The organism is Bacteroidia bacterium, assembly GCA_016218155.1.
Classification (GTDB): Bacteria; Bacteroidota; Bacteroidia; order Bacteroidales; family GWA2-32-17; genus GWA2-32-17.
On the sequence record JACREQ010000032.1, the window covers coordinates 202,726 to 215,260 of the forward strand.

The window sequence follows — 12,535 nt, forward strand, 5'->3', positions numbered from 1 at the left end:
TGTATCTACTTTTTAGCAACTTTTAATAATTCATTTGTGTAGGTCAGCCAGATTCTTTGACCAAAGCTGTTCCAATGAGAATCGTTACAGTAAAAAACAGGATTTGTTTGTTTCTTTAATATGTGGTATGCATTAATAAACGGAACTTTTAATTTCGGATTATTCTGAATCTTTTCTATAATGTTATTATATGGTAGTTCCGATTGTTTATATATACTTGCCGAGTTCGGAATAATTGAGAAATATATTCTATCAAAACCCATTTTTCTTGCATCGTTTTGTAGTATGTTAATATTTTCAACAAGTTCGCTTACTTCAAAGTCGCCGACAGGATAATAACATGATGAGCTTAATTCCGGATTAACAGTTTCATCTAAATATAATCTTCCGCTTCCATCTGGTTTGGCAACTCTTACGTCAAATCTGTCAAAGCATTTTAAGTACATATATGCTTTTAATTCTTTTAATGGCATTATAAAATCTTTATTTGTAATAAGTGCTTGTAAATTATCTTCGGCACTTAATTTAATTTCAGTAATGTCTTCTTTCTTGCTATTTGTTACTCCAATAAAAATTGGATTTTTTATTTTAAATCTAAAACGGCAATATCTTTCGGTTGTTTCAATTATTAATACATTGATTTTTGATTTATCAAGTTCAGGTATTGTGTCGGGTGCATTATCCCAGTGAACAAACTGAAATTGTTTGGCGCAAAAGCTTGAAGAGTCATATGTTCTCATGTAGCTATCGCCAAGTATGGTAAGTGCAACATTTGTTTTTGTAGTATCATCGGTAACTATGTTATGTTTATATAGGGGTATTTGATAACCGGGCATACTTGAAAATAAATACAAGTCACCATATGGATATGAAGGGAGGTAAGAGCATAATTTTGTAAACCATTGTGAATTGCTCGATATAGTAATAATACAAATTATAAAACATCCCAAAAGAAAACTTAATATTTTAATCAATAGTTTCATTAAAACTGGAAATAAATAAATTGTTTAAAATAAAATTCTCCAAACAAATAACACAACAAAAATATACTGAAAGTTGTTAATATTAACATGCTTTTTCTTCTGATAAAATATCTTTTAATATATTTTTCTGTAATTAAAAGAATAATAATTAATAGGAATGCGAATATTAGTTCAATGTTGTTAAAAACCTTTGGTAAGCTTTCACTAAAGTCGAAATTTAATAAATGATTAAATGCAATAAATACATCATCTAATTCTTTAATTCTGAAAAATAGCCAAGCAAAACATGCAAAACTAAAAGTGAATAGTAGTTTTATTACAGTTGGAATTTTGAATTTGAAATTTATTTTTGCCAACAATTTCTCAATAATAATCATGCTTCCGTGTAATAATCCCCAAATAATAAAATTCCAGCTGGCTCCATGCCACAGTCCGCTAAGTGCAAAGACAATGAAAATATTTAGCATCCATCTGGCATATGATGTTCTGTTCCCGCCTAAAGGAATGTATAAATAATCTCTGAACCAAGTTGACAATGAAATATGCCAACGTGACCAGAATTCATTAATTGATTTAGATGTATAAGGGTTTTTAAAATTTTCAATTAGAGATATGCCCATCATATTAGAAAGCCCAATTGCAATGTCTGTGTATCCTGAGAAGTCGCAATAAATCTCAAAAGCGAAAAATATTGTTGCAACTAAAACCGATATTCCGTTTGAGCTTGATAAATCATTAAAAACAGGATCTGTAAACATTGCAAGTCTGTCTGCAATAACAACTTTTTTAAATAAGCCTAAAGATATTCTAAATAGACCTTTTGTAATATTATCATAATTGAAGGCTATCCTGGTTTTAAACTGATGAATTAAGTTTTGAGGTCGTTCAATTGGTCCGGCAACTAATTGTGGAAAGTAAAGTACATATAAGGCATAAGTAAAAATATTTCTTTCAGCAGGTTGTTTTCCCCTATATACCTCAATCGTATAGCTCATTGCCTGAAAAGTATGAAAGGATAAACCAATTGGTAATATAATTTCTAAAGCAGGAATTGGGTTTTGTGTGTCGAATAAGTTTAATAAGATCGAAATATTTTCATTTAAGAAGTTGTAATATTTATAAAAAACAAGAATACCTATATTTGAGACTAAGCTGAGAATTAGCCATATTAGCTTGTTTTTCTTACTGTGTTCAATTTTTTTGCCTGCAAAAAAATCAATTAATATTACAGCTAAAAGTATAAGTAAATATACAGGTTTAAAGACCATGTAAAAATAGCAACTTGCTATTAATAACCAGTATTTACGTGTGTTTGCGGGTATGCTAAAAAGAATAAAGAAGAATGCAAGAAAAAATAATATAAATTGAAGTGAATTAAAAAGCATATTGTTACAGAAGGTGAGTTTATCACCGTATAAACATTAATTGAACTTAGTTTCAGTTCAAAAATATATAAAAAGTTTGGATTGTAATAAATTGACAGAAAATTTATAGTCTATTATTTTCTGTTTTATTTAATATTTAGTAATGAAAACTGAATTAATTGATAAACAAAATCTTTGTAATAAAGGTTTTAGATCCATCTTCATTTGAGCAAAAAACAAGATAAACTCCAGTCTGAACTTTTTCACCATTAAATTTTCTACCGTTCCATGTTGCTTGACCACCTTCTGATTTTGTTTGGTATACAACATTTCCGACAATATCAGAGATTTTTATATCGGCATTTGATACTAACCCGTTTATTGCAATTATACCATCATATCCTGGTTTTACAGGGTTAGGAAAAACTGTAACATCGTGAAAATATTCTTCCGGCTCAGTTGAAGTTGAGCGGTAAGAAATAATTCCGTTTTCGGTTGCAAAAAATACTTCACCTGATACTGGTTCTATAGCAATGCTTATTATGGAATTAGCTAAAAGCGGACTATTTTCTTTAGTAAAGTGCAGAATTTCTTTAGTTCCATCAGGCGACATTAGAAAAGCGCCACCACTTTCGGTACCAAACCATTTTTGATTTGCGCCGTCAATGGCAATGGCTGTAACAGTTTCGGCTTCCAAAAGATAATTTGCTTGTCCTGGATTTTCATTCGGAATTTTTACCTGCTGAGCATAAAAATTGGAATTGAAAACATTTTCGGGATTATAATAAAATGGAACCCCTTTATTTGTTCCTACCCAAATAATGCCATCCTTATCAACAGCAATAGAATAAACCGCATTTGATATCACATCGCCATTTTCATCAGAAACACTTATGTATTTTTTTTGATCGTCACTAATATTATCAATTGTTCCATTTTCGTTAAAGGCAAGTAAACCACGTCCACGTGGCAGAATCATCCATTTTGTTTTGTATTTATCTATAACAATCTTACTAATATCATTTGAAATTGCTTCACTGTATAATGAGAAACTTTTCCATTGTCCGTTTGGCTTTTTTACACTTAATAAATTTGGATAAATCTGACTACCTGAATTTGTAACCCATAAATTATTATCTTCATCAACAACAATACCCCCTATAATAGTTACAAGAAAGCTTGGATCGTAAGGTTGCAAAGTACTATTTGTGTAATCATATTTAGCTACAAAATTTCCATTGTTAAATTCGAAAACACCTCCTCCATATGATCCGTAAAACACCTGACTGGAATTATTTGAATTAATTGCAATCTCAGTAATATCAGGTGCTGTACTTAGTTCAGGAATTTGATTCGCAGAATAGTTTGTCCATTTTTGGTTTTTAAAACTATAAATTTCACCGTTATTCCATAAATTTCTATAAGAAATATCGTGCCCACCTGGTACAGCATAAACTTCATTTTTTCCGGCGACTATAGAAAAAGTTGTTTTTTTGCTTGGACCGTTTGGTGTTGTATATTCATAATTATACATCCCAGCATTTTGCCAAACTAATCCTAAATTATTATCTGCAATCCAAAGAGTTCCATTATTTGAAAGTTCTGCATCTCTAGGTAAAGAGTTTGTTGTAGGTGAAAAACCATAATAATTTGTGCCTGTTAAATCATTAAATGAATTATAGGTTCTTAAATGAGAGTAGCTACAAATTATTAATTTATTCCCAGATACAACCATGTTGGTGATTTCTTTCATAGATGTGTCAAATTTTGTCCATGAAACATTATCGTATATATAGGTAGTATCTTTGTTCCAACCATTGTTACTGTATGTTGTTAAAATATGGTTATCGAAATAAACTATGTGGTCAAATTTTTTATCGTGATTTGGAATGTTTGCAATTAAAGACCAGTTTGCAAAATTTACAAGATTTTGATTGCTTTCAAGGGCTTTATAAATTCCTGTTGTTGTTGCAGCATATAAATATGTATTATCTGAACACATTTCCAATACATCAATGTAGGTCCCATTTGAGCCTATATAATATGTATCTTTAATCTCATTTCTATCAACATCAAGTACAATTATTCCAAATCCACAGGATAAATAAGTTTTTCCGTTTATGTAATTAATGTTATTGATAGATTTGCTACCTGTTATATGTTTTCTAAAAATGTCGGATATGTTATAAACTGTATTGTCTTTAATTAAATCAATATTGCCATTTTCATATCCTATTACAAGTGTATTTTTTTCCGGTATAAATTGTAATGCACTAATTACAACATCTGATAATCCATTTATCTTAGTAAGAGTAGTTGTAGAATTATCATTTAATGAATATACAAATAAGCCACCGGTTGACAAGCAATAAACTTTGTCATTTGCAGGTTCTACATTTATTCCGGTTGAATAAGGTAAGTGAGCTCTCCAATGACCAACAGCAACCTGACTATTGACTTGAGAAGCAAATAAAATTAAAAAAGCACAAATTAAGTTACGCATGTTTACTGATTTAATTTACCAATAACTAAAAAATCAGATTTTTATTATTAAATCAGAAACTTAAATTTTAGCAAATAATGCATTATTTGCTAAAATTTAAGTTTAAAAAATTATTAATTAAATTCTATTACTTCTGTCCAACCATGATTATCGGAAATATTCCCAAACTGAATATCAACAAGAGTGTTATAAAGCTTAGTCGAGATAGGTCCCGGTTTTCCATCTTTACAAAAATTATAAACTCTGTTTTTATCAGGATCTATAATTTCACCAATAGGGGTAATAATAGCGGCCGTTCCACATGCTCCCACTTCTTCAAAACTATCTAATTCGTCGATGTCAATAGGTCTTCTGATAGTTTTTAATCCTAGATCATTTGCTAAATCAATTAAACTCATATTTGTTATTGAAGGTAAAATTGATTCAGATTTTGTTGTTATATAAGTGTTATCCTTAACAGCAAAAAAGTTAGCAGCGCCAATTTCATCGATATATTTTTTTTCTTTAGAATCAAGATATAATGGAGAACCGCAACCTAAGTCGTGTGCTTTTGCAATACCTCTTAAGCTTGCTGCGTAGTTTCCGCCTACCTTTAATGTTCCTGTGCCAAGTGGAGCTGCTCTGTCACTGTCTCTTACTATCGCAATTTTTACAGGATTAAAGCCTTCTTTAAAATATGGTCCAACCGGGCTAACAAATACTATAAATGTATACTCTGAAGAAGGTTTTACACCAATTTCGCCACCAGAGCCAAATAACAATGGTCTGATATATAGTGCTGCGCCTGTTCCAAATGGAGGTATAAATTTTTTGTTTAATTGAATAGCCTTAACTACAGCTTCATGAAAAAGTTCATCAGGAACTTCTGCCATAAATGTACCTTTAGCAGAACGTTGCATTCTTTTTGCATTTTCTATCCACCTAAATATGCGCACTTTGCCGTCTTTTCCCATATATGCTTTCATGCCTTCAAAAGCTTCCTGTCCGTAATGTAAACCGGTAGCTGATATGTGAATAGGCATATATTCGGAATCTGAGACTTCCAGTTTGCTCCAAGATCCATTTTTGTAAACGCTTCTAACATTAAAGTCAGTTTTCAGATACCCAAATGGTAATTTCCCCCAATCAATGTTTTCCATAGATTCTATTTCTAAAGTTTTTTGTAACATAACAATGTTATTAAAGAATTTTTAAATGAAATGTGGCTAGAAACCTGAAGTCTTTTAGTCTTCTACTTCCAATGGTACAAAAGTAAAAGGCACTTTGATTATTTCTGAATATTCTTCGCCTACATCAAACATGTCTTCATCATCTACAAGGTATTGCCAAACTACTTCAACTTTGTGACCAGCTGTTACTGCATTTTCTAAAACTAAGAATAGCGAAAGAAGTGATTTGGATGAAGCTGTATTTAAGTAATCTAGGTTAAAAACCAGAATGGTTTTTGGATTTGGGTTTTGAAAATATTTGTCGAACCATTCAAAAACTGGTTCATAAAAAGTGTTTACATCTTCTGGTAAGCTTTTACCTGATATCTCAAATTGATTATTGTCTTTGTTAAGAATAATCTGAGGAGTATCATTTGTTGATTTAATATTTAGTGCTTCCATAGGATAATCATTTAGTTATAGTGATTTTTAATGCAAAAAAAGAAAGTTCACCTTCTAATGGAAAGAAAGCAAAGTGCAGTGGATTTCCGGTTTTTCTTGACATGTCGATAAAACCCAAACCAGCACCACCTTTTTCTGACAACATTCCATTTTCAAGTTGTTTTTTATATAAATGTCTAAGATCTTCTTTTTTCCTAGATTGTAAATTATTTATTATAACTGTTAGGGCTTCCATTTGTTTTTTATCAACCGGATTACCAGCTAAAATACAATATGAGTCTGGGTATTCAGCAACTAAAATGGCTCCTTTTTTTGTTAAATAATTTTCTGTTACAGCAAATTCCAGAGCATGTTTATCAATATTCTGAAGGCACTCAATCATTACATTAAACAATTTTTTCTGAATCATTCGATTCTCTGCATTATCAATAAGATGCTTTTCTGTTGTGAAAGTCAATGCCTTGGTAATTTCATGGTTAACTTCACCTTCGTAAAATAAAATAGTGTTTGAAATAAGAACTGTAGGTTCAAATTCCTTTAACAATGAGAGAAAAGAAAGTTGGTTAGATGTTTCAACAGCCATCTTTCGTATAATTTTGGCTTAAAGTTATAGAAAAGTTTTTAAATAAGGGTAATCAAATGTTATATGATATAAAATTTTGTATTTCTTTAATAATTTCTTTTACTGTAAGTATTTTATCTGTACTCTTATTATTAATACACGATAATGGCATTACAGATACTTCACATTCATCTGGTTCTTGTGCTATAGTTGAACCTCTATTTTCTTTTATTTTAAGAAATCCATTTGCGCCGTCATCATTGGCTCCCGATAAAATTATACCAAGTAAGTTATTATTATAGTACTCTGCTGCTGTAAAAAAAGCTAAATCAATTGAAGGTCTTGAATGATTTATTTCTTCTTCTACTGATAGCCCAATGCTTCCATTTTTTAAAATGTACATATGGTAATTGGCTGGAGCAATGTAAATGTTATTGTTTTCAATAACTTCTTTATCATTAGGTTCAATTATTTTTAAAGAGGAATTAATTTGCAGTGTTTCTGCAAAGCCTTTTCTTGCAGAACGTAGTCTATGTAAGCAAATAAATATGGGCATGTCGATTTTCTTAGGAAGTATTGAAATTATTTTCATTACAATTTTAAAACTTCCAGCCGAACCACCTATAATTATTGTTTTATTTGTCATTTGCTTTTTTTACAAAAAATTTTTTCATTATTTGAAATAACATTAAACATAGTAGAAAATTCTTTGGGTAAATTTTCATTTGTACCAATAACAAAATAGCCTTTTGGTTTTATTAGTGATATAATATCTTTAAAAACAGAATAGGTGTTTACATCGGAATAAACTAAAGTTTTATTTCTGCATATCACTAAATCATATTCAACTTTATTAGATATATGGTCTTTGTAGTTTAATATATGCACGTTGTTGGTTAAATAATCCTTTTTAAATGATAATATGTTGTTATTTAATTCAAGATATTTTGTAACGTCTTTATTTAAAGTTAGTACCTTAAAATTTAATAAAGAAGACCGGTTTTTTGGTTGAGCCAGTATTCCTTCATTAATTTTACTTATAGAAAAATTTGATGGACTTGATATGTGAACATTAATATTATTATTAGGAAAATATTCGTTAAGCAGAATTAACATGCTATAAAGTTCTTCCCCAGTAGTAGCATTATAAATTAATATTTTTGAATTTTCTTTAATTAAAATTTCTTTTAAAATTTTATCGCGTAAATATATCCAAGTGTCTGTATCACGAAATAATTCGTTTTCACCCGGAAATAAGAATCCGGTTAAAATATCTATTTTCTCAGTATCTAATAATGCTGGTTTCTCAATTACTTGCTCAGGTAATAATTTAAGAAAAGAAAATGCATCTGATAATCTTTTTCTTAAAACAAAATTATCAAATTGATTTAGATCAAAATATAATTTGTCTGAAATAATTTCTTTAATCGCCTGAACTATATCTTCATTAAGAATATTGAGAGTTGTGTTATAGTTTTTCTTTAACATATAATTGATTACATGTTTAAAGGCTTTTTAATGTAACATTGTCCTTTTTTAGTAAATTTAGAAGATGCTGGTCCCATAATACTTTCATGAAGACCAATTACTAAAAATCCATCATCATTCAGATTCTCCCAGAATAAATCAAATATTTTATTTTGCAAGTTGTTGTTAAAATAAATTAAAACGTTTCTACATATTATAAAATCGAACTTTTTGCCAAAAATATTTTTGTCTTTAACTAAGTCATGTTTTAAGAATGAAGCTTTGTTTAATAAAAATGGTTTAATTCTAATAGTATCTTTAGCCTGATCAATATCCATATATTTAGAATATGGAATTTTCTCTTTCTCGGAGATTGTATTTAACACCTGATCAAAATTGGGCAGATATTCTACATTAAAGCGGTATTTGTAATTGCCTTTTGCTGCTTCTTCTAATATTTCGGTATTTATATCAGTGCCAATAGTGTTAGTTTTTTCAAGTAATCCGTTTTCGTTCATAAACATTAACATCGAGTACAATTCTTGTCCTGATGAACATCCTGCATGCCATAAATTAATCGAATCAAGAGTTTTTAGTTTGGGTATAATTTCTTTTTGAATTTCGAGCCAAACTTTTGGGTCTCTAAAAAGCTCAGTAGTATTAACAGTTATGTCGCGAACAATTTTTTCTAAGAAAGTAGAGTTGTTTTTTGCTTTCTTAATTATTTCGGTTAATGTGCAATTGTTATCATTTACAATTTTTTCCATTCTTCTTCTAAACGATTTCTCGGAGTAATCAGAAAAATTATAAGTAGAAAGTGATGCAAAGATTTCTATAAACTCTTTTATTTCCTCGTCACGAATTTCCATTGAAAAGCATTTAACTGTTCAAAAATACTATTTAAAAATAAACTCCAATCAATTACATTAATAACTTTTTTACTATTTTATATTTTCTCAACAAAATCAGCAAATTAAGCAGTTAAATATTTTTTGTAAAAAAACTCAAAAACTCAAAATCTTAAAAATTTTCAGGAAAAAAAATTTCTATCTTTGAAACAAAGCAAAAAAATATTTTACATGAAATTTGGAGTTGTTATTTTTCCGGGATCTAATTGTGATCATGATATGATTTATGTTCTTAAAGATATTATGAAGCAGGATGTTACTGAGCTTTGGCACAAGGATACAAGTTTAAAGAAAGTTGACGCTGTAATTTTTCCCGGTGGTTTTTCATTTGGCGATTATCTTCGTTCAGGTGCTATAGCCAGATTTTCTCCGATTATGGAAAAAGTAATAACATTTGCCGAAAACGGAGGATTTGTTTTTGGTGTTTGTAACGGATTTCAGATTCTTTGTGAAACACAATTATTACCAGGTGCTTTATTAGCAAATACAAATCAAAAATTTATTTGTAAAAACACATTTATTAAAGCAAGTAACAATAATACTGCTGTTACCAAATTAATTAAAAAAGATTCTGCGCTTAAAATACCTATTGCACACGGGGAGGGGAGATACTATGCAGATAGCGAAACGCTGAAGTCAATGAGATTAAATGAGCAGATTCTTTTCAGGTATTGCGATGAAACCGGAAATATCGGATGCGAGGCAAATCCTAATGGTTCAATAGAAAATATCGCAGGTATTTGTAATGCAAAGAAAAATGTTTTTGGCATGATGCCACATCCTGAGAGAGCTTCTGATAAAGAACTTTCAAATACAGATGGCAAAATTATTTTTGAATCAATTCTTGCAAGTTTTAATTAAACTTTAACCCCGTTTTTGTTTAATCATTTTTGTTAATTCTGCTGCAAAAATAAAGTCGTTAAGTTCTTTATTGTCAGTGTCGAATATTTGTGTTTTGTCACCTTCCCACCATTTGTGCCCTTTATAAATGTAAACTACTTTATCCCCTATCTCCATAACTGAGTTCATGTCATGCGTATTTACAATAGTTGTTATCTGATACTCTTCAGTTATTTCTTTAATAAGGTTATCAATAAGTATTGAAGTAACAGGATCTAAACCTGAGTTTGGTTCATCGCAGAAAAGGTATTTAGGATTTAAGGCAATTGCCCTTGCTATTGCAACACGTTTTTTCATTCCACCACTAATTTCAGATGGAAATAATTTGTTTTTATTTATAATATCTACTCTTTTTAAACAGAAATTAGCTCTTTCTAATTTATCAGATTGTGATAATTTAGAAAACATCTGAAGAGGAAACATTACATTCTGAATAACTGATAATGAGTCGAATAAAGCACCTCCTTGAAAAACCATTCCAAACTCTTGTCTTACAAGTTTTCTTTCATTAAAACTCATTGTTGTAAAATTTCTATCATCAAAATTTATACTTCCCTCATCTACTTCGTGAAGCCCAACAAGAGTTTTAAGTAAAACAGTTTTTCCTGATCCACTTTGACCTATTACTAAATTTGTTTTACCGGTTTCGAAAACAATGTTTATGTCGTCCAGAACCTTATAACCATCTTCAAATTGTTTACTAATATTTTTAACTTCAATCATATTTTAATGAGTTAATAATAATTGAGTTAATATTACATTGAAAAGTAAAATAATGAGACTACTGTATACAACAGCTTTTGTACTTGCTTTTCCAACTTCTAATGCACCACCAGAACAAAAGAAGCCTTCGTATGACGAAACTGATGTTATAATAAAAGCAAAAAATAGCGTTTTAATTAATGAGTATGTAACATAAAATGGTTCAAATGCATACTGAACACCATAAATGTAATTTTCACTTGATACTGCTCCTGATAATACACCAGATAACCAACCACCAAAAATTCCAACGAAAATACTTATGATAGTAAGAAACGGATTAATAAAAACAGCAGCAATAATTTTAGGCAGAATTAGATGATTTGCAGAATTTATTCCCATTACTTCCAATGCATCAATTTGTTCGGTAACTCTCATGGTACCAATCTCTGAAGCAATATTAGAACCTACCTTTCCGGCTAATATTAATCCGCATATTGTTGAAGAGAATTCCAGTATCATTGAATCTCTTGTGCCTAAACCAATCAAATAAAGTGGAATGAATGGATTTTCAATGTTATAGGCAGTTTGAAGAGTAATAACTACACCCATGAAAAATGCAATTATTATTACTATTCCAAGTGAGTTTATACCAAGTGAATCTATTTCTCGTAATATCTGAGTAAAAAAAATACGGGACTTGGTCGGTCTCGAAAACACCTTTCCCATTAATTTAGTGTACCTTCCAAGATGAAAAAATAAATGCATTAATTAGTATATTTGATGGCTAAATTACAAAAATTTACTTCTAAATATTAATGGGTACAGAAGAGAGTTTAAGTTTCCAGAAAAACTTAGCAAAATATATTGGTGAAAGTGCAGCAATTTTTATAGAAAGAGAAACTCGCGGACTTGTTTTTCATTTAAAAGTTACAAAAGCTAGAGAAACGAAATATGGTGATTACATGGAGTCTTTTGCTGGTAAAAAACAAAGAATTACAGTTAATGGCAACCTGGATATCTATTCTTTCTTGATAACATTATTACATGAGCTTGCTCATTTAAAAGCTTTTCAAGATTTTGGAAAAAAAATTAAACCTCATGGTATTGAATGGAAAAAAACATTTTCGAATTATTTGGTTTTGGCAATTCAGAATGAGTTATTTCCAAAACCAATAGCTGAAGCAATTCACTATTACTATGTAATTAGATATGATTATTCTTTAAATTCCAGAAGTAAGATTGTTGACAGAATTAATAATCATTTTAATATATCTATTCCAAAACGATTAGATGGAACTCCTATTAATTCTTGTGTGAGTTTAAAAATGGGTATGACGGTTAAAATTATTGAAAAAAGAAGATCAAGGTATTTGTGTAAAGATTTATCTAACAATAAAATGTATTTAATACATAAAGAAGCTGAAATTGAAGAAACAAATATTTGAAAGTGACTACTTCTAGTTCTCAGATTTTAAGACTTATACTGCAATTGTTTATATCATTTCCTTTATCTTTTAATTAACATTGGTCGGT

The 12,535-nt window shown here is 29.7% G+C and carries 13 protein-coding genes; 2 read left to right on the forward strand and 11 right to left on the reverse strand.

What is annotated here, in order from left to right:
- Positions 1 to 5: 5 nt before the first annotated feature.
- The 9 genes from HY951_05540 to HY951_05580 form a co-directional block, all read right to left on the reverse strand.
- Positions 6 to 983 carry a hypothetical protein gene (locus HY951_05540; GenBank protein MBI5539501.1) on the reverse strand — a complete coding sequence of 326 codons (978 nt, stop codon included), beginning with the start codon at positions 981 to 983 and terminating at the stop codon, positions 6 to 8.
- Complete coding sequence (locus HY951_05545) at positions 983 to 2,368, reverse strand: MBOAT family protein (protein MBI5539502.1); 1,386 nt, start codon at positions 2,366 to 2,368, stop codon at positions 983 to 985. Before HY951_05545 ends, HY951_05540 begins: the two co-directional genes overlap by 1 nt.
- Before the next feature lie 154 nt (positions 2,369 to 2,522).
- A complete protein-coding gene (locus HY951_05550) occupies positions 2,523 to 4,850 on the reverse strand; it encodes a T9SS type A sorting domain-containing protein (protein ID MBI5539503.1) in 2,328 nt (775 codons plus the stop codon).
- Positions 4,851 to 4,963: 113 nt separating this feature from the next.
- Complete coding sequence (locus HY951_05555) at positions 4,964 to 6,019, reverse strand: branched-chain amino acid aminotransferase (GenBank protein ID MBI5539504.1); 1,056 nt, start codon at positions 6,017 to 6,019, stop codon at positions 4,964 to 4,966.
- Between the two features lie 54 nt (positions 6,020 to 6,073).
- Positions 6,074 to 6,460, reverse strand: a complete 387-nt coding sequence (locus tag HY951_05560; protein ID MBI5539505.1) for a DUF1987 domain-containing protein — start codon at positions 6,458 to 6,460, stop codon at positions 6,074 to 6,076.
- Between the two features lie 7 nt (positions 6,461 to 6,467).
- Positions 6,468 to 7,043, reverse strand: a complete 576-nt coding sequence (locus tag HY951_05565; GenBank protein MBI5539506.1) for a hypothetical protein — start codon at positions 7,041 to 7,043, stop codon at positions 6,468 to 6,470.
- Between the two features lie 52 nt (positions 7,044 to 7,095).
- Positions 7,096 to 7,668 carry a chemotaxis protein CheB gene (locus tag HY951_05570; GenBank protein MBI5539507.1) on the reverse strand — a complete coding sequence of 191 codons (573 nt, stop codon included), beginning with the start codon at positions 7,666 to 7,668 and terminating at the stop codon, positions 7,096 to 7,098.
- Entirely contained in the window at positions 7,665 to 8,510 is an 846-nt protein-coding gene (locus tag HY951_05575) for a hypothetical protein (GenBank protein MBI5539508.1), read from the reverse strand. Before HY951_05575 ends, HY951_05570 begins: the two co-directional genes overlap by 4 nt.
- A gap of 8 nt (positions 8,511 to 8,518) precedes the next feature.
- Entirely contained in the window at positions 8,519 to 9,358 is an 840-nt protein-coding gene (locus HY951_05580; GenBank protein ID MBI5539509.1) for a protein-glutamate O-methyltransferase CheR, read from the reverse strand.
- A 210-nt stretch (positions 9,359 to 9,568) separates the two neighbouring features.
- Here HY951_05580 and purQ point away from each other — a divergent pair, with 210 nt between their 5' ends.
- Positions 9,569 to 10,258 (forward strand): phosphoribosylformylglycinamidine synthase subunit PurQ, encoded by a 690-nt coding sequence (purQ, locus tag HY951_05585; GenBank protein ID MBI5539510.1) that lies wholly within the window; start codon positions 9,569 to 9,571, stop codon positions 10,256 to 10,258.
- A gap of 3 nt (positions 10,259 to 10,261) precedes the next feature.
- On the opposite strand, the gene HY951_05590 is transcribed toward purQ, so the two are convergent.
- Together HY951_05590 and HY951_05595 are read right to left on the reverse strand one after the other, a co-directional pair.
- The gene (locus HY951_05590; protein MBI5539511.1) at positions 10,262 to 11,020 is read right to left on the reverse strand and encodes an ATP-binding cassette domain-containing protein; all 759 of its coding nucleotides are present in this window, start codon (positions 11,018 to 11,020) and stop codon (positions 10,262 to 10,264) included.
- 3 nt (positions 11,021 to 11,023) lie between these two features.
- On the reverse strand, positions 11,024 to 11,767 hold the full coding sequence (locus HY951_05595; protein ID MBI5539512.1) for an ABC transporter permease: 744 nt from the start codon (positions 11,765 to 11,767) through the stop codon (positions 11,024 to 11,026).
- Positions 11,768 to 11,817: 50 nt separating this feature from the next.
- Here HY951_05595 and HY951_05600 point away from each other — a divergent pair, with 50 nt between their 5' ends.
- Complete coding sequence (locus tag HY951_05600; protein ID MBI5539513.1) at positions 11,818 to 12,447, forward strand: hypothetical protein; 630 nt, start codon at positions 11,818 to 11,820, stop codon at positions 12,445 to 12,447.
- The last annotated feature ends 88 nt before the right edge of the window (positions 12,448 to 12,535 follow it).

Bases quoted from the DNA above. Each gene is read 5' to 3' on its own strand.
- HY951_05550 (MBI5539503.1), bottom strand. From the start codon at position 4,850: ATGCGTAACTTAATTTGTGCTTTTTTAATTTTATTTGCTTCTCAAGTC.
- HY951_05590 (MBI5539511.1), bottom strand. From the start codon at position 11,020: ATGATTGAAGTTAAAAATATTAGTAAACAATTTGAAGATGGTTATAAG.
- HY951_05540 (MBI5539501.1), bottom strand. From the start codon at position 983: ATGAAACTATTGATTAAAATATTAAGTTTTCTTTTGGGATGTTTTATA.
- HY951_05545 (MBI5539502.1), bottom strand. From the start codon at position 2,368: ATGCTTTTTAATTCACTTCAATTTATATTATTTTTTCTTGCATTCTTC.
- HY951_05595 (MBI5539512.1), bottom strand. From the start codon at position 11,767: ATGCATTTATTTTTTCATCTTGGAAGGTACACTAAATTAATGGGAAAG.
- HY951_05570 (MBI5539507.1), bottom strand. From the start codon at position 7,668: ATGACAAATAAAACAATAATTATAGGTGGTTCGGCTGGAAGTTTTAAA.
- HY951_05575 (MBI5539508.1), bottom strand. From the start codon at position 8,510: ATGTTAAAGAAAAACTATAACACAACTCTCAATATTCTTAATGAAGAT.
- purQ (MBI5539510.1), top strand. From the start codon at position 9,569: ATGAAATTTGGAGTTGTTATTTTTCCGGGATCTAATTGTGATCATGAT.
- HY951_05600 (MBI5539513.1), top strand. From the start codon at position 11,818: ATGGGTACAGAAGAGAGTTTAAGTTTCCAGAAAAACTTAGCAAAATAT.
- HY951_05565 (MBI5539506.1), bottom strand. From the start codon at position 7,043: ATGGCTGTTGAAACATCTAACCAACTTTCTTTTCTCTCATTGTTAAAG.
- HY951_05555 (MBI5539504.1), bottom strand. From the start codon at position 6,019: ATGTTACAAAAAACTTTAGAAATAGAATCTATGGAAAACATTGATTGG.
- HY951_05560 (MBI5539505.1), bottom strand. From the start codon at position 6,460: ATGGAAGCACTAAATATTAAATCAACAAATGATACTCCTCAGATTATT.
- HY951_05580 (MBI5539509.1), bottom strand. From the start codon at position 9,358: ATGGAAATTCGTGACGAGGAAATAAAAGAGTTTATAGAAATCTTTGCA.